This is a genomic window from Salinivibrio proteolyticus (assembly GCF_027286365.1).
GTDB lineage: Bacteria > Pseudomonadota > Gammaproteobacteria > Enterobacterales > Vibrionaceae > Salinivibrio > Salinivibrio proteolyticus.
On the sequence record NZ_CP114584.1, the window covers coordinates 1198896 to 1224391 of the forward strand.

18 protein-coding genes and 1 other annotated feature are annotated in these 25496 nt (G+C 51.5%); of the genes, 8 read left to right on the plus strand and 10 right to left on the minus strand.

The window, feature by feature from the left end; all coding sequences use genetic code 11:
- Positions 1 to 9: 9 nt before the first annotated feature.
- From trpA to aroF, 7 genes are all read right to left on the minus strand, one after another.
- Positions 10 to 831, minus strand: a complete 822-nt coding sequence (gene trpA / locus N7E60_RS05805; RefSeq protein WP_269598354.1) for a tryptophan synthase subunit alpha — start codon at positions 829 to 831, stop codon at positions 10 to 12.
- Positions 831 to 2021, minus strand: coding sequence for a tryptophan synthase subunit beta (trpB, locus tag N7E60_RS05810; protein WP_269598355.1), 1191 nt, complete (start codon positions 2019 to 2021; stop codon positions 831 to 833). The genes trpA and trpB overlap by 1 nt, the downstream gene beginning before the upstream one ends.
- A 91-nt stretch (positions 2022 to 2112) precedes the next feature.
- Entirely contained in the window at positions 2113 to 3501 is a 1389-nt protein-coding gene (gene trpCF, locus N7E60_RS05815) for a bifunctional indole-3-glycerol-phosphate synthase TrpC/phosphoribosylanthranilate isomerase TrpF (RefSeq protein ID WP_269598356.1), read from the minus strand.
- Positions 3498 to 4502, minus strand: a complete 1005-nt coding sequence (trpD, locus tag N7E60_RS05820; RefSeq protein ID WP_269598357.1) for an anthranilate phosphoribosyltransferase — start codon at positions 4500 to 4502, stop codon at positions 3498 to 3500. Before trpD ends, trpCF begins: the two co-directional genes overlap by 4 nt.
- Before the next feature lie 77 nt (positions 4503 to 4579).
- The gene (locus tag N7E60_RS05825) at positions 4580 to 5194 is read right to left on the minus strand and encodes an aminodeoxychorismate/anthranilate synthase component II (protein ID WP_269598358.1); all 615 of its coding nucleotides are present in this window, start codon (positions 5192 to 5194) and stop codon (positions 4580 to 4582) included.
- Positions 5191 to 6795 carry an anthranilate synthase component 1 gene (locus N7E60_RS05830; protein WP_269598359.1) on the minus strand — a complete coding sequence of 535 codons (1605 nt, stop codon included), beginning with the start codon at positions 6793 to 6795 and terminating at the stop codon, positions 5191 to 5193. The genes N7E60_RS05825 and N7E60_RS05830 overlap by 4 nt, the downstream gene beginning before the upstream one ends.
- Positions 6792 to 7805, minus strand: a complete 1014-nt coding sequence (gene aroF, locus N7E60_RS05835) for a 3-deoxy-7-phosphoheptulonate synthase (RefSeq protein WP_069590121.1) — start codon at positions 7803 to 7805, stop codon at positions 6792 to 6794. The genes N7E60_RS05830 and aroF overlap by 4 nt, the downstream gene beginning before the upstream one ends.
- Before the next feature lie 82 nt (positions 7806 to 7887).
- Positions 7888 to 7982: a sequence feature (Trp leader region), on the minus strand.
- A gap of 416 nt (positions 7983 to 8398) precedes the next feature.
- On the opposite strand from aroF, the gene rnm reads away from it, so the two are divergent.
- The 5 genes from rnm (at position 8399) to N7E60_RS05860 (ending at position 14585) form a co-directional block, all read left to right on the plus strand.
- On the plus strand, positions 8399 to 9301 hold the full coding sequence (gene rnm / locus N7E60_RS05840) for an RNase RNM (RefSeq protein ID WP_269598361.1): 903 nt from the start codon (positions 8399 to 8401) through the stop codon (positions 9299 to 9301).
- A gap of 90 nt (positions 9302 to 9391) precedes the next feature.
- Positions 9392 to 10012 (plus strand): L-threonylcarbamoyladenylate synthase, encoded by a 621-nt coding sequence (locus tag N7E60_RS05845; RefSeq protein ID WP_069590125.1) that lies wholly within the window; start codon positions 9392 to 9394, stop codon positions 10010 to 10012.
- 291 nt (positions 10013 to 10303) lie between these two features.
- Positions 10304 to 11287: a 23S rRNA pseudouridine(2605) synthase RluB gene (rluB, locus tag N7E60_RS05850; RefSeq protein WP_077480182.1), complete on the plus strand. Its 984-nt coding sequence runs from the start codon at positions 10304 to 10306 to the stop codon at positions 11285 to 11287.
- Between the two features lie 179 nt (positions 11288 to 11466).
- Positions 11467 to 12366 (plus strand): AraC family transcriptional regulator, encoded by a 900-nt coding sequence (locus N7E60_RS05855; RefSeq protein WP_269598362.1) that lies wholly within the window; start codon positions 11467 to 11469, stop codon positions 12364 to 12366.
- An 83-nt stretch (positions 12367 to 12449) separates the two neighbouring features.
- Positions 12450 to 14585, plus strand: coding sequence for a TonB-dependent siderophore receptor (locus N7E60_RS05860; protein WP_269598363.1), 2136 nt, complete (start codon positions 12450 to 12452; stop codon positions 14583 to 14585).
- A 43-nt stretch (positions 14586 to 14628) separates the two neighbouring features.
- On the opposite strand, the gene N7E60_RS05865 is transcribed toward N7E60_RS05860, so the two are convergent.
- Positions 14629 to 15372, minus strand: a complete 744-nt coding sequence (locus N7E60_RS05865) for a YciK family oxidoreductase (RefSeq protein ID WP_069590141.1) — start codon at positions 15370 to 15372, stop codon at positions 14629 to 14631.
- A gap of 125 nt (positions 15373 to 15497) precedes the next feature.
- Between N7E60_RS05865 and sohB the strand changes: the two genes are divergently transcribed.
- The 3 genes from sohB to N7E60_RS05880 all read left to right on the plus strand — a co-directional run bounded on the left by sohB (position 15498) and on the right by N7E60_RS05880 (position 20648).
- A complete protein-coding gene (gene sohB, locus N7E60_RS05870) occupies positions 15498 to 16550 on the plus strand; it encodes a protease SohB (RefSeq protein WP_269598549.1) in 1053 nt (350 codons plus the stop codon).
- Positions 16551 to 16949: 399 nt separating this feature from the next.
- Positions 16950 to 19583 (plus strand): type I DNA topoisomerase, encoded by a 2634-nt coding sequence (gene topA / locus N7E60_RS05875; RefSeq protein WP_269598364.1) that lies wholly within the window; start codon positions 16950 to 16952, stop codon positions 19581 to 19583.
- 141 nt (positions 19584 to 19724) lie between these two features.
- A complete protein-coding gene (locus N7E60_RS05880; RefSeq protein WP_077456762.1) occupies positions 19725 to 20648 on the plus strand; it encodes a TIGR01212 family radical SAM protein in 924 nt (307 codons plus the stop codon).
- Here N7E60_RS05880 and N7E60_RS05885 read toward each other — a convergent pair.
- Both N7E60_RS05885 and N7E60_RS05890 read right to left on the minus strand, forming a co-directional pair.
- Positions 20635 to 23763, minus strand: a complete 3129-nt coding sequence (locus N7E60_RS05885; RefSeq protein WP_408642336.1) for an efflux RND transporter permease subunit — start codon at positions 23761 to 23763, stop codon at positions 20635 to 20637. The two genes, N7E60_RS05880 and N7E60_RS05885, sit on opposite strands and share 14 nt — an antisense overlap.
- Positions 23753 to 24895 carry an efflux RND transporter periplasmic adaptor subunit gene (locus N7E60_RS05890; RefSeq protein WP_269598365.1) on the minus strand — a complete coding sequence of 381 codons (1143 nt, stop codon included), beginning with the start codon at positions 24893 to 24895 and terminating at the stop codon, positions 23753 to 23755. Before N7E60_RS05890 ends, N7E60_RS05885 begins: the two co-directional genes overlap by 11 nt.
- Between the last annotated feature and the right edge of the window lie 601 nt (positions 24896 to 25496).

Sequence of the window (25496 nt, forward strand, 5' to 3'; positions counted from 1 at the left end):
AGCTTGATATTATTGGCGTGCTGTCGCCGCTTTCATGGTTTTGACGAAGTCCGTTAATGCCGCCAGCATCGTGGGAACATCATGTTGATGTTGCTCGATGATTTTCACCACCGCAGAGCCAGAAATCGCGCCTGCCGCCCCGGCGCTGATCGCCGCTTTGACTTGCTCAGGGGTTGAGATGCCAAAGCCAAGCAGCGGACGCGGTGCTTCATGATGATGCAAGGTGCCGAGTAAATGCTCAACCGGAGCCCCTGCTTTGGCTTCTGCCCCTGTGACGCCGGCGCGCGACACCAGATAGGTATAGCCACGACCCAGCTCCGCAACCTGAGCTAAGGTGGCATCGTCTGCGTTGGGTGGAGCAATAAAAATCGGATCAATGCCATGCGCCAAGGCTTGTTCACGAAATGGTGCAGATTCAGTAATCGGCACATCTGCTACCAGAACCGAATCGACGCCGACATCCGCACACCGGCGGTAAAAAGTGTCAATACCGCGGGCGTAGACTAAGTTGGCATACATCAGCAACCCAATCGGAATGGTTGGATGCTTGGCGCGAATGGCTGCCAACATGTCGAAACAGGTATCGGGTGTGGTGCCAGCGGCCCGCGCGCGTAAGGTTGCGTCTTGAATGGTGGGCCCATCAGCCAATGGGTCGGAAAACGGCATACCGAGTTCCAGCGCGTCGGCGCCGCCTTCAACCAAGGCATCGACCACGGCGAGTGATTGTTCTGGGTTTGGATCCCCCAAGGTGACAAAAGGAACAAAGGCACCTTGCTGTTTGGCATCCAGGTTTGCGAACATCGCTTGATATCGAGTTGATGGTGCCGTCATTACAGCTCTCCTTTGCCTTCTAAAATGTCATATACAGTGAAGATATCTTTATCACCACGTCCGGATAGGTTGACCACCAAAAGCTGCTCTTTTTCAGGATCAGCGGCAATCATTTTTTGCGCCTGAGCCAGTGCATGGGCAGATTCTAACGCGGGAATAATGCCTTCGTTGCGCGCAAGCGATTGAAACGCTTCCAAGGCTTCATCGTCGGTGACCGCAGGATATTCGGCACGACCAATGGCGTTAAGATGCGCATGCTGTGGCCCCACCGACGGGAAGTCCAATCCGGCTGATACAGAATACGACTCTTCGACTTGGCCATATTCATCTTGCATCAATGGGGATTTCATACCGAAGAAAATACCGGGCTTGCCATGCTTTAAGGGCGCGCCGTGTTGATCGGTATCGAGTCCTTTGCCCGCTGGCTCAACACCAATTAAACGCACCTCTTTGTCATCGATAAAGTCAGCAAACATGCCAATCGCGTTTGAGCCGCCACCCACACAAGCGATTACCGCATCCGGCAAGCGGCCTTCTACCTGCTGAATTTGCGCGCGGGTTTCCTCACCAATAATACGTTGAAACTCGCGCACAATGGTCGGGAAGGGGTGCGGGCCCGCCGCAGTGCCGAGCAAATAGTGGGCGGTATCATAGTTGGCTGACCAGTCGCGCATTGCTTCGTTACATGCATCTTTTAACGTCGCAGAGCCCGCATGTACTGGGATCACAGTGGCACCCATCAGCTTCATCCGAAACACATTAGGACTTTGACGCTCAACGTCTTTGGCCCCCATGTAGATGCGACACTTTAGCCCCAATAGCGCACACGCCAGTGCGGTCGCCACACCGTGTTGGCCGGCTCCGGTTTCGGCAATGATCTCTGATTTGCCCATACGCTGGGCAAGCATCGCTTGGCCCAGTACTTGGTTGGTTTTGTGCGCCCCGCCGTGCAGCAAGTCCTCGCGCTTAAGATACAGCTTGGTGTTCGTCCCCTTGGTGAGGTTACGACAAAGCGTCAACGCGGTGGGTCGTCCGGCATACTCTTGCAGCAGGCGGATAAAATCGTCTTTAAAGTTTGGGTCGTCTTGGGCATCAATAAACGCCTGTTCGAGCTGATCAAGCGCAGGCACCAGAATTTGGGGCACGTACTGACCACCAAATTCGCCAAAATACGGGTTAAGCTTGCTCATAATTATCCTTTTACGTCTTTAACTGGGGCCGAGATACGTTGACTGTCTTGGCGACATCTATCCTCTCAGCTAAATCAACTATCTCGAAAAATCAATAGCGGCGAAGGGCGCGGAACGCCGCGTTTAACTTGTTGGCATCTTTCACCCCGGGCGCATGCTCGACACCGGAGTTAAAATCCAGCCCGAGGCAGCCTTGTTCGGCCGCTTTGGCGGCATTCTCGGGGGTGAGCCCGCCGGCAATCATGACTTTGTCTTTGGCAGTTTTAGGGATCAGATGCCAATCAAACGTTTTGCCCGTGCCGCCAGATTGTTGGCCGACTCGGCTGTCGATGAGGTGACGGTCCGCATTTACGCCGTCTAAAGCCGGTGCGATATCAGAGACACCGTGCGCTTTCCAAATTTCACAGTGTTCAGGGAGCTTCTCACGCAATGCTTGTAGATACGCTGCATCTTCATCCCCATGCAGTTGCACCGCGTGAAGGCTGAGCTGTTTTGCGTACTCAGCCACGGTGTCTAGCGCATGATTTTGGAATACGCCCACATAGCGCAGTGGCGCACCTTGCTGGACGCGCTCGGCCACGGCGGGAGTCACCGCGCGCGGCGAGTGCTCAACAAAAATGAGTCCGCCGTAGACAGCGCCAGCGTTGAAGGCTGCGAGGGCATCGTCGGCGGTGGTGAGCCCGCAGACTTTATTCTCTCCTAAGATCACTTTACGTAGCGCGAGGGTAAGATCGGGTTCTGCCATTAATGCACTGCCAATCAAAAAGCCATCCGCATGGCGGGCAAGATCGCGCACATGACGGTGGTTATGAATGCCACTTTCTGAAATCACGATCGCTTTTTCGCCCACTTGTGGTGCTAAGCGTTTGGTGCGATCGCGATCGATGCTTAAATCGCGCAAATTCCGGTTATTAATCCCAATCACCACCGCTCCTAGGGCATTGGCACGTGCGAGCTCGTCTTCGGTGCTCACTTCAGTAAGCACGCCCAGCTTTAGCGACTCGGCTAAATCGGCCAGCTCGCGGTATTCGGCGTCGTCGAGTACCGACAGCATCAATAAGATCGCATCGGCTTGATAATGACGTGCGAGGTAAACCTGATACGGGTCGATAATAAAATCTTTACAAAGCACAGGCGCATCGACTTGTGCGCGCACGATCGGTAAGAAGTCAAAACTGCCCTGAAAGTGGTCCTCGTCCGTCAGGACTGAAATGGCCGCGGCAAAGGGTTGGTAGGCACGGGCGATACTGGCTGGATCGAAGTCTTCTCGGATCAACCCTTTTGAAGGCGAGGCTTTTTTGCACTCCAAGATAAACTGTGACCCCGGCGCGGCCAGTGCAGCACGAAAATCGCGATCACTGAGCGTCAGTTGGTCGATAAAGCTATCCAGCGGCTGAGCACTTTTGCGCGCGGCTACCCAGCGTTTTTTGTCATCGACAATGCGGCCTAAAATGGTGTCGTTGAGGTCTGAGGTGGTCATACTGCGCTCCTTTGTGCTAACGCTTGCATGATGGTGTAAGGCTTGCCCGACGCCATCACGTCCAAGGCCTGTTGTGCATTTGCTTTCAAGTCTTCTTGTCCGAATAAGCGTAGCAATAGTGCCACATTGACAGCCACCGCCGCTTGCTGGGCGTCTGTGCCTTTACCTTGCAAAATCGCGCTGATCATCGCGCAGTTTTGCTCCGGTGTGCCCCCAGCAATACTGTCCAGCGGGTATTCGGATACACCAAAGTCGCTGGGGGTTAAGGTGTAATGCTCAATGTGAGTTGGGGTGATTTCTGCCACCGTTGTGGGGCCGTGGATTGCCACTTCATCCAGACCGTCACCATGAACCACGGCTGCGCGCGTCATGTTGAGGTTTTGCATGGTTTGTGCAATCGGCGCAACTAGAGCTTGGTCGTACACGCCCATCAGCTCAATGCTAGGTTTCGCTGGGTTAATTAACGGCCCAAGCAGATTGAAGATGGTGCGTGTTTTCATTGCTTGGCGCACGGGCATCGCGTGTCGTACGCCGGTGTGGTATTGCGGCGCGAATAAAAAGCAAACGCCCAGATTATCCAAGGCCTCGCGGGCGTGGTCGGCAGGCATCGCCAAATCAATGCCAAAGGCGGCGAGTAAATCCGATGAGCCCGATTTGCTCGACACCCCGCGGTTACCGTGTTTGGCGACTTTCACGCCACAGGCGGCGGCGACAAAGGCGGCCGTGGTTGAAATATTAATGGTGTTCGCGCCATCGCCTCCCGTGCCGACGATATCGGCAAACGGATAACTGGGGCGGGGGAACGGTTCGGCGTTGTCAGTCAGTGCTTTTGCCGCGCCTGCGATTTCTTCAGGCGTTTCCCCTTTAATCTTCAATGCGGTTAATGCAGCCGCTAATCGCGCTGGCTCGAGCTCGCCCTGAATGATCGCACTAAACAGCTGCTCGCTTTGCGCTTGGCTGAGTGACTGTTGTTGGTAGAGCGTCTCTAGTAGTTGATCCATCACTGTACTTAACCTCGGTATTTGTCTGTTCGAGCTCCGTGCTTATCTGGCACGTGTTGTTGTAAGCGCTAATGTTGTTAGCGCTGATAATAGCCACTGGCCCAATCGATGGTGTGGGTGAGCAGGGCAGCACCTTGTGCGGTCAAAATAGATTCTGGGTGGAATTGATAACCGACCACGTAGTCGGTATTACTCACCACGGCCATCACTTTTTGCGCGTCACCATCCAAGGTCGTGGCGATGACATCCAAGCTGGCCGGCACCTCAGTCGCCACCAGCGAGTGGTAACGGGCCACGGTGAGTGGGGATGCCAATGGGCCAAATACCGCATGTTGCTGGTGGTGCATGGCTGAGGCTTTGCCGTGCATGATGGTGCCAGCTCCGGCGACTGTGCCGCCGTAGGCTTCGACGATCGCTTGCTGACCCAGGCAAATCCCCAGCATCGGCACTTGGCCGCGCAGCCTTTCAATCAACGCGGGCATACAGCCGGCATCAGAAGGCGCACCTGGGCCAGGGGAGAGCACTAGTAGCGGCTGGGGCAGGGAACGAATATGACGAACAATCGCCTCGGCCTCTAAATGATTGCGGAACACCGTGACCGGGTAACCGAGTGTGCGAAATTGATCCACCAAGTTGTAGGTAAAGGAGTCCATGTTATCGAGGAGCACGATGTCCATTTGCGGGGTACTCATGATTGGCCTCCTTGGTGGGCGGTTTGAATCGCATGGATCACCGCTTGAGCTTTGCCGCGGGTTTCGTCCGCTTCGGCTTGAGGGTCAGAATCAAACACCACGCCCGCGCCGGCTTGCACGGTGGCAAGGCCGTTTTCAACGTAGGCAGAGCGGATCACAATGCAGGTATCCATCTCGCCTGATCCGGTAAAATAGCCCACGGCGCCACCATAACTGCCACGACGGCACTGTTCGGTGTCACGGATGAGCTGCATCGCCCGAAGTTTAGGTGCACCGGTGAGCGTGCCCATATTCATACAGGCTTGGTACGCATGCAGCGCGTCTAAATCGGGTTTCAGCTGACCTACCACCCGAGAAACTAAGTGCATCACATGGCTGTAGCGGTCGACTTTGAGCAAGTCGGCGACATGGCGGCTACCGGGTGAGCTAATTCGCGCCACATCGTTGCGGGCCAAATCGACCAGCATCATGTGCTCGGCGTTTTCTTTTTCATCATTGCGCAGCTCAAGCTCAATGCGGCTATCCAAGTCGTGATCAATATCGCCTTGGGCAGTTTTTCCGCGTCGGCGCGTACCGGCGATGGGATAAATCTCAACCTGATTGGTTGCTTGAGTATATTTAAGGGCGCTTTCTGGCGAGGCGCCAAACAAGCTAAATTGGCTATCGCGCAGATAAAACATATACGGGCTAGGGTTGCCATGCTTCAGCGCTCGATAAGCATTAAGCGGTGACGGACATGCGAGGGTAAAGCGGCGCGATGGCACCACTTGAAACACATCACCGGCAATCACGTGCTTTTTCAGTGCGTCGACTTGCTGACAAAAGTCTGAATCAGAGACAGAAACCGCGACGCTGTGATCAGTGATCACGGGCGCTTTTGGAAGCGGCGCAGGCGATAAGCAGGCTTCTTTGATGCTTTGCAAACGACGCGATAAATCCACATAGTGGGCGCGGGCGTTATCACCACCAAATAAGGTGCCTTGTAAGCGCGCTTGGCGGTGCTGGTGGTCAATCACCAGCAAGCTTTCTGCAACATAAAAAAGGTAGTCGGGGCAGTGCTCGGTGCCCTCCACCGCTGGCAGCGTTTCAGTGCTGGCCACCAAATCATAGGCAAAAAGGCCACCGACAAAGAGCGCATCGTCAGGTTGGTTATTCAACGCGACACTTTGTTTGATAACACGCAGGGCATCAAACACCGACGCTTGGCGTAGACGGGCGTCTTCATCTAACAGCGCGCCATTGTCGTTAGGATGGCGGAACGTCAACGTTAGGGCGGGGAAGTCTCCTTCGTTGGCTTGCGCTACCTCACAGGCGAGGGCTTTCAGCGCTGCGCTCTGGGCGATGCTCTCCAGCAAATGACTGCCATTATGAGTAAGCGCTTGTAAGGTCACGCGCTGCCCGCGGCATTCAATGCGCACGGCGGCATCGATCAGCATCAGGCTTTTAAGGTTGCGTTTGGAGTCAATCTCTGCCGACTCCAACAGCATGCTATAAGGCTTATCTTGGCACACGGCGGCATACAACTCGGTCGGGTCGGCCACATAAGGCACCGAGAGTTGGAGCGTATCAAGCTCGCCATGTTGGGGATCATGAGTGTTCACAGCTTTCTCCCTGCCGCTTGCACAAAGGGGGTGAGTTCTTGCATTAGCTGCGCGAACATATCGCCGGTTAAGGCTTGGTGACCGTCTGACAGTGCTTCGCTTGGGTTTAAGTGGCTCTCCACAATAATGCCATCCGCGCCCACGGCCGCCGCAGCGCGTGATAGTGGCGTCACCAGCTCTCGCACACCCGTCCCATGGCTTGGGTCGACCAACACTGGCAAATGGCTACGCTGCTTCATCAAGGCCACGGCATTCAAGTCCAAGGTGTTACGTGTGGCGGTTTCGTAAGTGCGAATACCGCGTTCACATAAAATCACATTGGGGTTACCCGCATCGACAATATATTCCGCTGCCAGCAAACATTCTTCGATAGTGGCGGAAAGCCCACGTTTTAACAAGACAGGTTTGCCAGTTTCGCCTACCGCTTTGAGTAAGCCATAGTTTTGCATGTTACGGGCGCCAATTTGCAAGCAATCAATGTACTCGCACACGGCGTCGACTTGGCTAATTTCCATCACTTCTGACACGGTTGGCATGCCAGTCAGCTCACTGGCTTGTTTGAGTAGCTTTAGCCCCTCAACTCCCATGCCTTGGAAATCATAAGGGCTGGTGCGTGGTTTAAAGGCACCGCCCCGCAATACACGTGCACCATGAGTTTTAACGCGCTCCGCCACGGATAGCAATTGAGACTCCGACTCCACCGAGCAGGGGCCTGCCATGACCACGAAGTGTTGACCGCCTACAGGTACATTGCCGATATGCACCACGCTGTCGTGCGGCTGCACATCACGGCTCACGCGTTTGTACTTGGTTAAAATCGGCTTGACTTCCTCAACCAGTGGGTTGGCCTCAAAATGGCATTGTTGCAACACACGTTCATCACCCAGTGCGCCCAATACAATGCGTTCCACACCCGGCATATAAAGCGGTTTTAACCCGCATTGTTCAATTTGATTGAGGAGGACGTTGGCATCCTGCTCGGTGGCTTGGGGTTTAAGTACAATAATCATCAAATATCCTTATCAACTACGTTGCGGGTTACCGTGACTGAATGCGTAGTGGCACGATAACGCGTGATGGCAAAACTGAGAGACAAAAACGCCCGCATCAGTGGCGGGCGTTGTGAATAAGGTTGCTGTTTATACAGCGCGTCACACCGCCCGTGAGGAGCCGTGCCACCAAATAAGCGCAACAGAGGTCATGGATGTCGCCAACACACTCACGGCCTGTTCGGCAGTGGGTGCATTGTGAATCGAATGTGATCTAGACGCGGCGTTGAAATACATGCTGCGAGACTCCGTCGTGACTGTTACCCTTAGCGCCATATTGCTCCCCGAGACTGAGAAGTGGTGCGCGTTAACTTGTGTACTAGTAAACTGATATTTTACTTCTGTGTCAACGGGGAATTCAAAAAGAATGCAGAAAAAGTGCGGAATAAGCACACGATAATAAACAACAAAGATATTCACCGTGCCCGCCGAGCGCTGATTAACTTGGCGTATTCGCATCGACAGAGCCCGCATGGCGCGTACTTAGCCTCAGGCTGATAAGACACAAACCGACAGTGCTAGGGCGCGAGCGCATTAAGGAAACCCGATACACCATGATCATTGACTTACATAGCCATACCACTGCCTCCGACGGCCGTCTATCACCAAAAGATTTGGTGCAGCGCGCGGTCGAGCGTCGCGTGGGCGTGTTGGCGATTACCGACCACGACACCACCGCTGGGCTGGTGGAAGCGCAAGCAGAAATCGACCATCAAAACTTGCCCCTGACGCTGGTCAACGGCATTGAAATTTCGACCTTGTGGCAGAATTTTGATATCCACATTGTGGGATTAAATGTCGACCCCCAGCATCCGGCATTAACCGCATTGATTGCCGAACAAGCTAAGCGACGGCAACAACGTGCTGAGCTGATTGCTGAGCGGTTAGAGCGCTCGCATTACACAGGGGCGCTCGCGGGTGCGCGTGAACTGGCTGGCGATGCACCACTGACCCGTGCCCATTTTGCACGCTGGTTGGTCGAGCAGGGTCACGCGAAAACCATGCAAGCCTGTTTCAAGCGCTTTTTAACCCGAGGAAATACCGGCTATGCACCGCCTAATTGGTGTTCGATTGCAGATGCGGTTACGGCGATCCATGAGGCCGGCGGGCAGGCGGTGCTTGCTCACCCAGGCCGATATAAGCTCAAAGCCAAGTGGTTGAAACGATTATTGACTGCATTTTCTGAAGCCAATGGCGATGCTATCGAAGTCGCTCTTCCTCAGCAGTCGCAACAAGAGCGTCGTTTGCTGGCCGATTACGCGCGAGATTATGGATTGTTGGCCTCGCTGGGATCGGATTTTCATTATCCTTCTCCGTGGACAGAGCTGGGCCGCAATTTATGGCTACCCAAAGACAGTCAGCCGGTTTGGCATGATTGGACATGGTTAGACGCGGCTGAACAAAAATGGCAATCAGTAAATCAACTAGATAGCGACAAGCCAGACGCGTTACAATAGACGTATAAGAAGGATTATCCGGCGCGCTAGCCACCAACGCTGGATCGCGGTTGAGCATCCTAAAGTGGCAGAGCTAAAGCAGGAGGAACCATGAGTCAGTTTTTTTACGTCCACCCAGAGAACCCGCAAGCGCGGTTGATTAATCAAGCGGTGGCGATTATCCGAAATGGTGGGGTCATTATTTATCCGACCGATTCGGGCTATGCATTAGGCTGCCAACTAGAAAATAAACAGGCGCTGGAACGCATTTGCCGGATTCGTGATCTCGACAAAGACCATAACTTTACGTTGCTATGTCGTGATTTATCCGAGTTATCGCTTTACGCTCGGGTGGATAATACCGCGTTTCGCTTGATTCGAAATAACACCCCCGGTGCTTACACCTTCATTTTGAAGGCGACGAAAGAAGTGCCGCGCCGATTAATGAACCCGAAGCGTAAGACCATTGGTATTCGCGTACCGGATAACCGTATCGCGCTTGATTTGCTCGAGGCGTTGGGCGAACCCTTGATGTCGACGTCATTGATTTTGCCGGGCAATGATTTTACCGAATCAGACCCTGAGGCGATTCGTGATCATCTCGAACACAGTGTGGATTTGATTATGCACGGTGGCGTATTGGGTGAGCATCCCACCACAGTGGTTGATTTTAGTGAAGGCAACCCAGAAATTCGCCGCCACGGCAGTGGTGATCCACAACCATTTGAATAAAAAATGAACCAAGTGTCACCATGAGCCGTAACTACTCATACAGTGCAATTGCATTGTGACAATGTGCTAGTTCTGATGTTGTGTCAGCGTCATGTTGACCTTCCATTCCCGCCCAGCCGCCTTGCTGGGCGTTTTTTTATTTTAAAAAGTCAGAGCCAGCCGAAACTGTTTCTCTATCCCCTAGGTTCTTGGTATTATTCGCCTCCTGATGACGAAAACCGTCAGCAAACCAATTAATGCCAACCGTGACAGTGATGACGCCTGTGAAGGCGACAGTAAGGTAAGACAAACATGAGCGAAAAATTGCAGAAGGTGCTAGCGCGTGCTGGCGTAGGTTCACGTCGTGAGATGGAAAGCTATATCCAATCAGGGCGTGTGAGTGTGAACGGTGTGGTTGCCAAGCTTGGCGATCGTCTTGATGACCCGAGTGCGCTGGTGCGTGTAGACGGTCATCCTGTTCAACTAAGTGCGCCTTCTGAGTCTGTGTGTCGAGTCCTCGCATACAACAAACCGGAAGGCGAATTGTGTACGCGTAGCGATCCAGAAGGTCGCCGCACTGTCTTCGATCGTCTTCCTAAGCTAAGAGACGCCCGTTGGGTTGCTGTCGGTCGTCTGGATGCAAACACCTCAGGCTTGTTGCTATTTACCACTGATGGTGAATTAGCAAACCGACTAATGCACCCAAGCCGCCAAGTGCAGCGTGAATACATGGTACGTGTATTTGGTGAGGTGAACGAAGACATGGTGCGTAATCTTGTCTCTGGTGTTGAGCTAGAAGACGGCGTAGCGCGTTTTGAGGACGTTGTTTACGCGGGTGGCGAAGGCATGAATCATACCTTCTATGTGGTGATCACCGAGGGACGCAACCGTGAGGTGCGCCGTTTGTGGGAAACCCAAGGGGTGACGGTGAGCCGTCTGAAGCGTGTTCGTTATGGCGATATCTATCTCGAGAAAGACTTGCCACGTGGTGGCTGGCGCGAGATGGAGCTGAAAGAAGTGAACTACTTGCGAGAAATGGTTGAAATGAAACCAGAATCGCAAACAGTGATCACCCCAGAGGATCAGAAGCGCAAAAAATCGCGCCAGAAGATTCGCCGTGCTGTTCGCCGCTATGAAGAACGTATTGATTCCGATAGCAAACCGAAAAAAGCGCGCCAAGCGCGTCGTGGTAACGCACCCGCTGGTGGGCCGAAAGGCAGTGGACCTAAGCCTAAACAAGGCAACCCTCGAGCAGGCGCGCCGCGTGGCAAAGGTAAACCGCGCACCCGCAAATGATGTTTTATAAAGCGGTATTTTAAAAAGCGTTACCTGAAGCCCGGCACCTGCCGGGTTTTTTATGCGCTGTTTTTACCCTTCTTCAACCTGCATTGCCTCTCATTCTATTTTCATCCACATGATAACGATTCTCGTTTGTGATAATGTGCTACTTATCGTTTTATTAGTAAATGGATGTGATGAAAGCGGCCGAGCAGCATATCGCCACACGTTTTAACCGAATCGAACGTGTGTTGGCGTATATTCATGCCAACCTTGATCAACCCTTAAATGTGGCAGACCTAGCCGCGTTAAGTTGCTGGTCACGTTGGCAGTTGCAGCGAGTTTTTTCGGAACAAACTGGGGTCAATGTTGCGCACTACGTACGAGAGCTAAAACTCGGGCAAGCGGCGCAACAGCTTGTCATGGGTCAAAGCCGTGTCATTGATATTGCGTTGATGTATGGCTTTGGCTCCGAGGCGAGCTTCTCGCGTGCATTTCGGCAACATTTTGGTATTACCCCGCGTCACTATCGGCAGCGCGGCGTGATGGATGGTATTCGCACACCGATGCATATTGCTAGTCTGACAACCTCTCAACCATCTTGGCTGTCTGTGCATATTAAAACGCGAGAGCCAATGCACCTGGTAGGCCAGCTTGGCTATATTCGAGGATTATTTTCATCACAGCCCGACTTTAGCCATATCGTGCCTGAGCTTTGGCAACACGTCCATCAGTCATTATGGTACGCCGGTGAGCGTGAGAGTATTGGCGCGATTAACGTTACCCAAGCGGAGACACTGGGTGAGCCTTTACCCTATTTAGCCGGTCAAATCACAATGCATCCGCCTGAAGACAATGCGATTACTCACTGGATAATCCCTGCCACAACCTATGCGGTGATCACACATACTGGCCCGGTGAGTGCATTGCCGGAAACGCTTAAGGCTTTTATCTACCACTGGCTGCCTCAATCTGGCTACACATGTACCGACGGGGTTGAGTTAGAGGTTTATCCTCCACACTATCAGCCTGCCGATAAGCACGCTGTGATGCACTATTGGGTGCCGCTCGACACCACACACTTTGCACCAAATTGAACAGTTTTTATCAGTCCTGTCCTTACAATGCGAATGATTTTGTTTTTCATTTAAGTTGTTTGAGTTGTAAGAAGGACGTTTTAATGCAGGCACCAACATCTCGCGCATTCGCCAATGGTTGGCGACGCTCGCCGTTAGCACTTGTTATCATGGGGACACTTACCAGTGCGTTGGCCCATGCTGAGAATGAACAGAGTGATATTGAAACCATTCAAGTGCTGGGCGATACCTACCGAAATACTGCCACTAAAACAGTACTGGCACCAGAAGAGACGCCTCAAGCGGTTACCGTCATCGACCGAGACACTATCGAGCAGCGCCAAGCCAGCTCATTAAGTGAAGTAGTGCGCTACACCCCCGGCGTTAATACGGAGTTGCGAGGTGGGGCAGTGACGCGCCTCGATTTGTTTAATATTCGGGGCTTTATTAACTATCAAAACTTCTTTGATGGTCTCGCAGTGCCTTACAACACGTGGAATTTGCAGCCGCAAATCGATCCGATTGCCATCGAACAAGTCGAAGTTTTTAAAGGGCCGACGTCGGTGTTATACGGGAATATTCCACCGGGTGGCATGGTGAATATGATCGCCAAAACGCCGCAACAGCAAGCTGCACATCGCGTGGCGGTGAGTACCGATTCGGACGCGTTGCGTGAAGTGTCGGTCGACAGTACGGGGGCAATATCAGATACCTCACTGGCTTATCGAATGGTGGCCCTGGCTCGGCAAAAAGACGGTCAGGCGGGTGACTCGGAAGAAGAGCGGTATGTGGTTGCCCCATCGTTAGATTGGCGGGTGTCGCCAGATACCTTGGTGAACGTTAACCTTTATTACCAAGCGGATCCGGCGGCGGGGATTTATACTTCATTACCCGCTAAAGGCTCGGTATTGCACAGTGACAAAGGCCGTTTATCGAGCGATAGTTTCTCCGGTGATAATCATTGGAACACCTACGACCGAGAATTCTTGATGCTCGGGTACAAGGTGCAGCATCAGCTTTCTGCCGATTGGTCAGTGCTTCACACAGCACGCTACACGGATGCAGATTTACTGCAAAAAAACATGTATCACCAGAAGAGCAGCGATGGTCAGCACTACCCGCGCAATGCCTATCTTACCGACGAATCTATGACGTCTTGGGTTGTCGACACCCAGCTATCAGGAGATTTGCGTTGGGGGAAAGCGCAACATTACACCTTATTTGGGCTCGACTATCAGAATATGTCTTCTGATGTTAGCTATGACGACACGTTAGCGGGTGTCGTGCCGGATATTGATATTTTTCACCCCAATAACCATCAAGTTGACCCAAGCACCCTGACCTTTGTTTATCAAGATCAGCACGATATCGAGGTGGCGCAGACAGGCATCTATGCTCAGGATCAAATCCTTTGGAAACAATGGGTTTTACTTGCCGGTGCGCGGTACGATGAATATGAGTTAAAAGACGATCAACGTACCCTGTATGCGGGGACACCCAGTGGTTCAGATAAAACGATTCGCCACTACAATTTAGCATTGCGTGCTGGGGCAATGTATCAATTCAACAACGGTATATCGCCTTATCTCAGCTACTCAGAAAGTTTTGAACCCACGGATATGGATAATCGCGGTAACGTATTTGACCCATCCACGGGAAAACAATGGGAAGCGGGGCTTAAATATCTTTCACTAGATGGCACGACGGGATTCAATTTGGCGCTGTTTGAGCTCAAAAAACAGGATGCCTTGGTCAATGATCCCAACGACTCCTATGCGAAAATTCAAACCGGTGAAATTCGATCTCGTGGGATAGAAGTCTCTCTCGATCACGCGCTGAGTGTGGACACAGACGTGTCACTGACTTACGGCTACATGGATATGGAAATTACGGACGACCCTAATCTTGAGGGAAAAACGCCTGTTTGGGTGCCAGAGCAAACTGCCAGTGCCTGGTTGAATCATCAAGTCAGTGCGGGGACACGAATTAGTGTTGGTGTGCGTTATGTGGGAGAGTCACAGGGTAACGCAACCAATACCTTTACAGTGCCCGACTATACCGTGTTTGACACCGCGATTCGCTATGACTTATCGCAGCTTTCCTCGTCGCTTTCGGGGGCAAATGTGTCGCTATCTGCAACGAATTTGTTCGATAAGACCACATATAGCTGTTTTGATGAGTTGAACTGTTGGTATGGAGACGAGCGAAATATCAAGGCCAAGCTCAGCGTCGATTTTTAACCAGTGAAGCACGAAAAGCGCCCCAGTCTTGGGGCGTTATCGATTAGCGTTTCGGTTGCGCATCAATACACTGACCGTGCTCGTTAATACCTTCTGGCGCCATCAGGTAAATATACAGCGGCATAATATCGAGTGGGGTTTTCAGTGTTTGTGGATCCTCGCCGGGGAACGCGCTGGCTCGCATGCTGGTGCGGGTGCCACCCGGGTTGATAGCATTAACACGGACCTTGGTGTCAGACATTTCATCCGCCAGTACTTGCATCATACCTTCGGTCGCAAACTTAGATATCGCATAACTGCCCCAATAAGCACGACCTTGGTGGCCTACCGTTGATGTGGTAAATACAATGCGCGCGTCATCCGACTTTTTCAGCAACGGGAGTAGGGCTTGTGTCATTAGCATGGTCGCTTTGACGTTCACCTGCATGACATCATCGTGCGACTTCTCATCAATTTGGTCGAAAGGGCTGAGTACGCCAAGTAGCCCCGCGTTATGCAATACGCCATCTAAGCGGCCAAACTGTTGCTCGATGGTATCGGCCATATCCATGTAATGCTGACGTGTGGCGCCGAGCATATCCAATGGGATAATGGCTGGCTGTGGCGCGCCCATCGCATCAATCTCGTCGTATACGGCTTCAAGCTTTTTCACAGTACGGCCCAGCAAAATAACCGTTGCGCCTTTTTCGGCGTAACTTAATGCGGCTTGACGGCCAATACCTGCGCCTGCACCGGTCACTAAAATGACGCGACCTGCTAGGGCATTTGAGGTAACTTGATATTCCACGATACAAATCCTTATTTATTGTTAAACGTAGATTATTGTAAGGTTGCGGGTGATGTGTGACAACCAAGCGCGTGATGCGCTGTATTAAGGCATTGCCACCAAAGCGAGACAAAGAGGATACAACATTGGAATTTATTGCGGATTATGGGCTGTTTTTGGCCAAAGTCATCACCTTTTTAGTGGCTGCAGTGGTACTGGTTGCCCTGGTTCGTGCCGCGAACGACAAGGGCGGACAAAAGGGGAGCCTGAAGATCACCGATCTGACTGAGAGCTTTAAGCATCATCGTGAAGCACTGGAACACCACCTTTACAATGAGGCTGAGCTAAAGGCGCGCGATAAGGCAGAGAAAAAAGCCAAGAAGGCGGAAAAGAAAGCCCAAAAAGCCGCGGCGAAGAAAGACAGCGAGCACAACTCGTCACGAGAGCCGCGATTGTTTGTACTGACCTTTAAGGGCAGTATCGATGCCCGAGAAGTGGAGGGGTTACGCGAAGAAATTTCTGCCATTCTCGCGGTGGCGACATCTGACGATGAAGTGTTAGTGCGTCTAGAAAGTGGCGGGGGCATGGTGCATGGCTATGGTCTTGCCGCTTCGCAGTTAGCAAGAATTCGGAAAGCGGGCGTGCGTTTGACCATTTCGGTCGATAAAGTCGCCGCCAGCGGTGGCTATATGATGGCGTGTGTGGCGGATAAAATCATTGCAGCACCGTTTGCCATCATCGGGTCAATTGGTGTGATTGCGCAATTACCAAACTTTAATAAGTTACTGAAGAAGAACGATATCGAGTTTGAGCAACTGACCGCCGGTGAATTTAAGCGCACCCTGACGATGTTTGGTGAAAATACGGATAAAGCACGTGAAAAATTCCAAACCGAGTTAGAAGAAACCCACGACCTGTTCAAAGGGTTTATCACTGAGCATCGTCCGACATTAAATGTGGATACCGTGGCAACGGGTGAGCATTGGTTCGGTAATCAAGCCATTGACTTGGGTCTTATCGATGCGGTGAGTACCAGCGATGAATACTTATTTGAGGCGGCAAACAGCGAGCGTCATATTCTTGCGGTGAGCTATCATCAGCGTAAAAACATCGCAGAAAAGCTTGCAGGCGCCTCAGCAGAGGTTGCTGATCGCGTGTTACTTAAATGGATCAGCCGCGGCCAGCGTCCCTTGATTTAACGCTTGTTTGGCATCACATCATCACGTTTCACCGTGATGGTGTGGTTTCAACCGTGGAGTGAGCAAAATATTGGCTATGATTGGAGTCAAAACACACAAATATTGTGAGCCAAGCCAAAAATTATCGTTTCTGTTTGGCTATTTATCGGGTCGCAATGGTAATGATTAGCGCGTTTTTTCCCGAATCTGTCTTTAAAAGATGGACCACAATAAATGATCACAATTAACTAACAATTGTGGAAGGGACAAGCAATCAGCGTGTTTTACTGCGAATTTAGTTGATATTCGGTCAGACTCGCTCAATATTGTAAAACAGAAAGCGTCTTACTCACTATCATGAGTTTGCAACGCAACGAATTATCGACAGTTTTTAGCGCAAAGGGCGTACATTAGGTCATTATGGGCAAATCTCTCGTCATCGTGGAGTCCCCAGCAAAGGCGAAAACGATCAACAAATACCTCGGCAAAGACTTCATCGTGAAGTCGAGTGTCGGGCATGTTCGTGACCTGCCAACTGGTTCGACGCAGGGCGGCAAAAAAGCCGCTCCAGTGTCAACGAAAGGGCTCAGCGCCGAAGAAAAAGCGCGAATCAAGAAAGAAAAAGAAAAGAAGGCGCTCATCAACAAGATGGGCGTCGATCCTTACAATGGTTGGCAAGCGAAATACCAAGTCCTGCCGGGTAAGGAGAAAGTGGTTGCCGAACTCAAGCAGCTAGCGGAAAAAGCGGATCACGTTTATCTCGCAACGGATTTGGACCGCGAAGGGGAAGCCATTGCTTGGCACCTGCGGGAACTGATCGGTGGCGACCATGATCGCTTCAAACGCGTGGTGTTTAACGAAATCACCAAAAATGCGATTACACAAGCCTTTGAAACACCGGGCGATATCAATATTGATGGCGTCAATGCGCAGCAAGCCCGCCGTTTCCTCGACCGTGTCGTCGGGTTTATGGTCTCGCCGTTGCTTTGGAAAAAAGTTGCGCGTGGCCTATCGGCCGGTCGTGTTCAGTCGGTGGCGGTAAAACTGCTGGTTGAACGCGAGCATGAGATTAAAGCCTTTATTCCAGAGGAATTCTGGGATGTGCATGCGGATACCCTAACGCCGAACGCACAGGCACTTCGCTTGCTGGTGGTACAACAAAACGGCAAGGCGTTCAAGCCGAAGAACAAAGATCAGGCCATGGCGGCGGTGTCGGCGCTTGAGCATGCAAGCTTTGTGGTACGCGATCGCGAAGATCGTCCGTCAACCAGCAAGCCGTCTGCGCCTTATATCACCTCGACATTGCAGCAGGCGGCCAGTACCCGCTTGGGCTTTGGGGTGAAAAAGACCATGATGCTGGCTCAGCGTTTGTACGAAGCCGGTTACATCACCTATATGCGTACCGACTCGACCAACCTCAGCAAAGAAGCGGTCGAAGCGGCCCGTGGCCATATTGCGAGTGAATATGGCGAGCAATATTTGCCAGAGTCTGCGAATGTGTATGGTGCGAAGGCGAATGCACAGGAAGCGCACGAAGCGATTCGTCCCTCTGACGTGGGTGTGAGTGCGAGTGATCTGCAAGGCATGGACCCAGACGCCCATCGTCTGTATGACTTGATTTGGCGCCAGTTTGTTGCCTGTCAAATGATGCCGGCGAAGTATGATTCAACCACACTGACCGTCGCAGCCGGTGATTTCTCGCTGAAAGCGAAGGGACGCACGCTGCGCTTTGATGGCTGGACACGCGTTCAACGCCCATCGGGTAAGAACGAGGATCAAACCTTACCGGCTGTCGATGTGGGTGAAACCCTCAAGTTAGAGCAGCTTGATCCTAAGCAGCACTTTACCAAGCCACCGGCACGCTTTACTGAGGCCGCCCTGGTAAAAGAGCTTGAAAAGAGAGGGATCGGTCGACCATCGACCTATGCGTCTATCATTTCCACCATTCAAGACCGCGGGTATGTGCGGGTTGAAAACCGTCGCTTTTACGCTGAGAAGATGGGCGAAATTGTGACCGATCGACTCAACCATAGCTTCGCTGATCTGATGGATTATGATTTTACCGCGCGGATGGAAGCGTCGTTAGACAAAATTGCCGTCGGTGATATCGATTGGAAGGCAGTGCTCGATAACTTCTTTGCCGACTTTACGTCGGAGCTGGAAACCGCAGAGCAAGACGAAGACGACGGTGGGATGAAGCCCAACTACATGGTGATGACAGATATCGACTGTCCAACCTGTGGCCGTAAAATGGGTATTCGTACCGCGTCGACAGGGGTATTCCTTGGTTGTTCAGGCTACGCGTTACCACCGAAAGAGCGTTGTAAAACCACCATCAACCTGATGGATGAAGATGGTATTGTCAACGTGCTTGAGGAAGACGTTGAAACGGCCGATCTTCGAGCAATGAAGCGTTGTCCGATTTGCGAAACCGCCATGGATTCTTACCTAATCGACCAGCACCGAAAACTGCACGTTTGTGGTAATAACCCAAGCTGTGAAGGTTATGTGGTCGAAAAAGGTGAATTCAAGCCAAAAGGCTACGATGGCCCGGTCGTTGAGTGCGACAAGTGTGGTAGCGATATGGTGCTGAAAAATGGCCGTTTCGGTAAATACATGGGTTGTACTAACGAGGAATGTAAGAACACGCGTAAGATCCTCAAAAATGGTGAGATTGCTCCACCGAAAGAAGATCCCGTGCATTTCCCCGAGTTGCCGTGTGAAAACTCGGATGCGTATTTCGTATTGCGTGATGGTGCATCGGGCCTATTTATGGCCGCGAGTAATTTTCCGAAATCTCGTGAAACGCGCGCACCTTTGGTTGAAGAGCTTCACCGCTTTAAAGACCGTATTTCTGATAAGTTCAAATACTTAGCAGATGCGCCGCAGGAAGATCCGGACGGACGTCCGACAGTGGTTCGCTTTGCGCGCAAAACAAAAGAAAACTATGTGCGCAGTGAAGAAGACGGAAAACCGACAGGTTGGTCAGCGTTCTTTGTTGATGGTCAGTGGGAAGTCACCGACAAACGTAAGAAAAAAACCAAGGCTGACTAAGCCACAGCGCTTGTGATTCAAACCCGCCAGTACGGCGGGTTTTTTCGTTGTAGGCATGAGTGAACCTTTGCTTGATCCGTCCCAATATCTTGTCGATACCACTTGCTAAAATGCCGCCTTTCATTTCTTCTCTGAGGCCATATGGAGCTTCATCAATTAGTCAATACACTGGGTCAAGACTTAAAATATCGTTATGGCGAACGTGTTCATAAGCTCACATTGCATGGCGGTTTTAGCTGTCCCAATCGTGATGGCACACTTGGGCGAGGCGGGTGCACATTTTGCAATGTGGCTTCGTTTGCCGATGAGCAGGCTCAGCATGGCTCGGTAAGCCAGCAATTGCAGCAACGGGCTAAAGAAGTTGATCGTGCTCGACGCTACCTTGCCTATTTTCAGGCCTATACCAGTACTTACGACGAAGTCACACGCTTAAAAGCCTTGTACGAGCAAGCACTCGCGCGGGAAAACATGGTGGGGCTTTGTGTCGGTACACGCCCTGATTGTGTGCCACAGGCCGTATTGGCGTTGTTGGCAGATTATCACCAACAAGGGTTTGAGGTCTGGTTAGAGCTTGGCTTACAAACCGCTCACGATAAAACCCTAAAGCGCATTAATCGCGGCCATGATGTTGCCGTCTATGAAGCTGTTACCCAGCAGGCGCGCGCGTTGGGGATAAAAGTCTGTACCCATTTGATCGTGGGTTTGCCAGGCGAAGACTTGGCGGCACACCAGCAAACCATTGATCGGGTCGTGGGTGTTGGGACGGATGGGGTTAAGCTCCACCCATTGCATATTGTTGAAGGCAGTACCATGGCGAAGGCGTGGCGAGCAGGGCGTCAGTTTGCGATGTCTTTAGACGACTATGTACGCAGCGCGACCATGATGATCCAGCGAACTCCGCCAGAGGTGGTATATCATCGTGTGTCTGCCAGTGCCCGTCCACCCACATTGCTGGCCCCTTTATGGTGCGAGAACCGCTGGCTCGCGATGACGGCAATCGCGAACCAGCTGGACAGCTCAGGGGCGCAAGGCGCAGCACTCGGCCGGCCATTTATGCCTCGCTAGCGTGATGACGCTTGGGGAGCAAACGCGCCGCAAGACGGCGAAAAAGGTGGCCAATGTCTTGTAAAATAAGATACAAGCATGGGACCAAGAATAGCGTCAGTAGGGTCGCAAACATCACTGCAAAACCGAGCGCGACCGCCATGGGGATCACGAACCGTGCCTGCAGGCTGGTTTCAAACATGATGGGGAGTACCCCTGCAAAGGTGGTGATAGAGGTAAGCGTAATGGCACGAAAACGCGCACAACCGGCTTCTATTACCGCTTGTTTTATCGCAACTCCCGCTTCTCGAGCACGATTGATGTAATCCGTCATCACTAAGGAGTCATTCACCACCACACCTGCAGCTGCGATCAGACCAAATGTCGACATCAAGCTCAGATCGATATCAAACCAATAGTGCCCCCATATGGCGCCGGTTAAACTAAAGGGGATCACGGACATAATGATCAACGGCTGCGTGTAGCTTTTTAGCGGCACCGCGAGCAGGGCATACACCACTATCATCCCCGCAATAAAGAACAAGATTTGCTCGTTTTGCTGTGCTTGCTGCTCTTCTATTGAGCCGCTTAGCTCGGTGGTGACATCGGGATAACGCGCCAGAATATCGGGAATAATGTCCTGATCGATGGTGTCGATAATCGCGCCAGGCTCCACTTGCTCTTCGTCGATCGCGCCATACACATACACGGTACGGAATCCTGCCTCTCGTCGTAAACTGTTCACGCCCGGCTGTTGTTTTAGCTCCACCACATCCCCCAACATCACTTGTTGACCTGATGGTGTAGTGATGATGGCATAACGCAGTGATGAGAAGGCTTCACGGGTGAGTTTGGGGTAACGTACCATCACTTTCACCTCTTCGCCGTCGCGGATCATCCGTTGCGCTTCGCCGCCATAGAAGCTTCCTCCCACCTGCGTGGCAATGGTGGTCAGATCGAGCCCGAGATCATAAGCGACGGGTGTAAGTGAGATGAGCACCTCTTGACTCCCTGAGTCAATTGACGAGGAGATATCGTAAAGGTCCGGCTGCTGATTAAGTCGAGACATCAGTGCACGCCCCGCTTGATTCAAGGTAGTGATATCGGGTCCGAACAAGAGGTAGCCAAACTCGTCGCCGTCTTCACCGCCATTAACATCATCCTGAATCGTGAGTGTTTTCACGCCGGGAATATCTGGCATTGCTTCGCGCCAACGACGAGACAGCTCAAAGGTGGTGAAAGGACGAACGTCGTCATCGACTAAGGGGATCACCAATTCACCAGATGTGCGTCCATCGTTAAATACGAGGGTGTCTTTAATGATGTGTTGCCCAGTTTCTAACGCGATTTGGTCATCAACGCGATATACCATGCTCTCGATAGCCTTGAGGGCGTCAATGGTTTGTTCACTGGACGCATTGTTATTCATGGTCAGATTGATGCTGGGAAAGTCATGCGGGACTTTGGGTGTTGGCACCATACGCACATGGTTCGCAGTAACCAGACCAATCGCAATCGCAAGCAGGGTGATAAAGGAGGCAAGCACCGACCAGCGCCAATGCACGCAGAATGTGACTGCTCGTTGGTATGGACCACGGATAAAACGTTGGAACTGTTGATTGAATCGCTCCCTTATACTGTGGTGCTTTGGGGGCGTAAAATGGGTGTGTGCAAGGTGAGCCGGTAAAATCAGCTTAGATTCAATTAAGCTAAACACCAGACACAACATAACGATCGATGCGATACCGAAGAAGAAGGCGCGCTCTGGGCCGCTGGACATGATAAAGGGAGCGAACACCGCAATGGTGGTGAGTACGCCGAATGTGGCGGGTGTCGCGACGCGTTGTGCCCCTTTAACCACGTTATCCACACCACCGCCGACTTTTTCAACTTGGGTGTAGACACTTTCACCGATCACGATGGCATCGTCGACAACAATCCCCAACACCATAATAAATGCGAAAAGCGAGACAATATTGATGCTCACGCCAATCAATGGCATTAACATCACGGCACCTAAAAAGCACACTGGTAGGCCAATCATTACCCACATCGCGAGCTTGAAACGTAAGAAAACGGTAAGCAACAGCGCAACTAACACCGCCCCTTGGAGCAGGTTTTTAAGCATCATATCGAGGCGAGCGTTTAGGTAGTAGGTCATATCAACGACCGACTTTAGCTTTAACCCTGGCGGTAAGGTCTGGTTTTTGGCGTCAATGTACTGGTTCACCGCGTCGGCGACCGTCACCATATTTTCGGACGCTGTCGCTTGTACATTTAAGAAAATGGCATTTTGCCCTGAGTATTTAAAATACAGCTCGCCTTCGGTGAAGCCGTCTTTGATAGTGGCAATATCTTGAAGCAGCAAACGGCTGCCATTGGGGCCAATTTTGATCGGAATCGAGCGGAATTCGTCGCCACGATAACGTTGGTTCTCAACCCGAATGGAGATCATGCCATTGTTGGTGCGCACTTCACCCGCAGAGAAGTTCGCAGAATAACGGGCGATAGCATCACTGACCTGATTCAAGGTCAGATTGTATTTCTGCAGTACCTGTGGAGGGACTTCAATCGCAATTTCATAGGTAGGAGCGCTGAGTTCAACCAGTGTTACGTCTTCAAGTTGGAGCAATTCATCTTCAATTTTCTGCGCCACAGGCTTAAGCTCGGTGAGAGGTTTATCGCCTACCACCGCCATGCTTATCACGGTTTGTCGAAACTCAACTTGCGCGACAGTCAGTGGTTCCATATTGCCGGGTAAGTTAGATAGGGCATCGACTTTTTGTTTGACTCTATCAAGGACAAGGTTGAGATCTTCGCCGACATCGACTTCAATCGCCACGCGGCCATAGCCTCGCCTTGCCGTAGAAACCACCGACTCAATGCCGCTGACATCTTTGATGGCTTCCTCCACTTTGACCAAGATACTCTCTTCGACTTCTTGTGGTGAGGCGCCAGGGTAGTCGGCGGTGATATGGATATAATTGATTTCAATGTTGGGGAACATCTGACGCTGGATAAAAAAGTAGCTAGCGACCCCCATCACAATAATAAAAATCATGATCAGGTTAGCGGCGACCGGGTTATGGGCAAAGTAGGCGATCAGGCCACGTGATTGTGTCGAATCACTCATCATTGGCCTCCGCTACCTGAGAGGCGAGGCGCACCGTCATTCCCTTTTCTGGAAACTCCGGTAGGGTGACGACCAACCTGTCGTTTGGTTCTAGACCTTGGTCGGCAAACATAAATTCGCCTTCCGTGCGGACGACTCGTATCGTCCGTGGCATCAGTTCATTGTTATCGTTTACCACCCAAACTTGTCGATTCTGAATTAACTCCTGAGGCAATTTAAAAACGTTACTCAGTGTGGTGCCCGTAAACGTGACTTCGACATAGCTACCGAACGGAAGAGGCATTGCGTCGCTATTGATCCCATAAGGGTCATCAAGCCTTACGACCACTTGCATCATTCGGGTGCGTTTTTCAACCACCCCTAAATCTCTAACGACCTTTCCTTGCCGAGAAACGGGTTGCGCACTGTTACGTGTAATAGTGGCCCCGATACCAGCCAACTGCGTCGGCAGAAAAGCACTATCAAAGCCGGGAATGGGGAGATGAATCTCCGCTGATTCAATATTGTTGAGTGTCGCGACAGGCGTGCCGATGTTGATGTATTGGCCAACCCCGATTTCGCGAGACACTACTAAGGCATCATAAGGTGCTGTCACCTTGCAGTTAGCAAGATCGCGCTTTGCGCGTTTGAGCGCAGCCTGTGCGGATTTGACGCGCGCCTGTGCACTGAGAACTTGAGGCTTTCTCAAGTACAAATCTGTCACTTGTGAGGCGGGGAGTGTCTTCGCTTGTCGCTGAGCGACAGCGGCTTGCGCTTGTTCTTCAATCAGCGCGGCTTTGGCGCTGGCGAGATCCGCTTCAGCGCTTAGCACAGCAGCCTCATAATTATCCGGTTCGATGGCAAAAAGGATTTCTCCACGTTTCACAATACCGCCAGCGACAAAGCTTGGATGCCAACTGACCACTTCACCTGAGACCTGAGCCGCGACTTGAGTGGTCTCAACCGGCATTACTTCACCGTGTGCTCGGAGGACAACTTGGTGTTGCATCGGAGAAATGACTTGAGTTTCTACCACTGGCGCGGCTTGTGAAACAACGTCTGCCTCAGTTTGAGGTTCAGTCGCAGCGATTGCCGTATAGGCGAGGTAGCCAAGGGCAAGAATAAGTGGTGGCGCAACCCAACGAAGTCCTTTCATTTACAGTGGATCCCTTTTTAGCTGGTTGACGTTACATGCGACGTGTCTGATTTCTCTGTTAAGTATTTACCAACTTATCACGCAACACCGCTTGACGGACTACGTTCGCCATGAACCTTTGATGATGGTCTTGTTTTTTATGGTTTAATTCGTTTTGCCTGTCATCCGTAATGTGTTCATGCCCATCGCCATGTTTAGCGATACGTCTCAATTAAGCGGACGATCCTTATTATCATCTGTTGCACATGGTTGGACGGTTTTGATTAGTTGTACTTATTTTTCGTTTTAAAATTTCATGTTTCATCAATTAGTGCGGGTGATCACGGCTAAAAAGCGTCATTAAATAATTTATGTTGTAAATTAACAGAGTTTTAGAGCGTTTTAATAAGCCATTTATTTGTAACGTTAAACAAGTTGTGAGGTTTTACGTCAGTTTTTACTGGGTTTTTTGTCAGTTAAGCGGTGAGGCGTTGAAGCCTATGCATTAAAAGCCTGAGGTTGTGATGACAAGCTCTCAGGAGCGTGAATCCTATGTCATGCTGGCCGTAAATTTATTTTTTATTCTATAAATCAGTTATTTATATTCTTATCAGTGGTTACA

What these genes read in the sequence shown, in the direction of transcription:
- topA (WP_269598364.1), top strand. Translation starts at nt 16,950, where the DNA reads ATGGGCAAATCTCTCGTCATCGTGGAGTCCCCAGCAAAGGCGAAAACG.
- N7E60_RS05880 (WP_077456762.1), top strand. Translation starts at nt 19,725, where the DNA reads ATGGAGCTTCATCAATTAGTCAATACACTGGGTCAAGACTTAAAATAT.
- N7E60_RS05885 (WP_408642336.1), bottom strand. Translation starts at nt 23,763, where the DNA reads ATGATGAGTGATTCGACACAATCACGTGGCCTGATCGCCTACTTTGCC.
- trpB (WP_269598355.1), bottom strand. Translation starts at nt 2,021, where the DNA reads ATGAGCAAGCTTAACCCGTATTTTGGCGAATTTGGTGGTCAGTACGTG.
- aroF (WP_069590121.1), bottom strand. Translation starts at nt 7,805, where the DNA reads ATGATTATTGTACTTAAACCCCAAGCCACCGAGCAGGATGCCAACGTC.
- N7E60_RS05825 (WP_269598358.1), bottom strand. Translation starts at nt 5,194, where the DNA reads ATGAGTACCCCGCAAATGGACATCGTGCTCCTCGATAACATGGACTCC.
- N7E60_RS05860 (WP_269598363.1), top strand. Translation starts at nt 12,450, where the DNA reads ATGCAGGCACCAACATCTCGCGCATTCGCCAATGGTTGGCGACGCTCG.
- trpCF (WP_269598356.1), bottom strand. Translation starts at nt 3,501, where the DNA reads ATGACCACCTCAGACCTCAACGACACCATTTTAGGCCGCATTGTCGAT.
- N7E60_RS05890 (WP_269598365.1), bottom strand. Translation starts at nt 24,895, where the DNA reads ATGAAAGGACTTCGTTGGGTTGCGCCACCACTTATTCTTGCCCTTGGC.
- rnm (WP_269598361.1), top strand. Translation starts at nt 8,399, where the DNA reads ATGATCATTGACTTACATAGCCATACCACTGCCTCCGACGGCCGTCTA.
- N7E60_RS05855 (WP_269598362.1), top strand. Translation starts at nt 11,467, where the DNA reads ATGAAAGCGGCCGAGCAGCATATCGCCACACGTTTTAACCGAATCGAA.
- trpD (WP_269598357.1), bottom strand. Translation starts at nt 4,502, where the DNA reads ATGGATCAACTACTAGAGACGCTCTACCAACAACAGTCACTCAGCCAA.
- trpA (WP_269598354.1), bottom strand. Translation starts at nt 831, where the DNA reads ATGACGGCACCATCAACTCGATATCAAGCGATGTTCGCAAACCTGGAT.
- N7E60_RS05845 (WP_069590125.1), top strand. Translation starts at nt 9,392, where the DNA reads ATGAGTCAGTTTTTTTACGTCCACCCAGAGAACCCGCAAGCGCGGTTG.
- rluB (WP_077480182.1), top strand. Translation starts at nt 10,304, where the DNA reads ATGAGCGAAAAATTGCAGAAGGTGCTAGCGCGTGCTGGCGTAGGTTCA.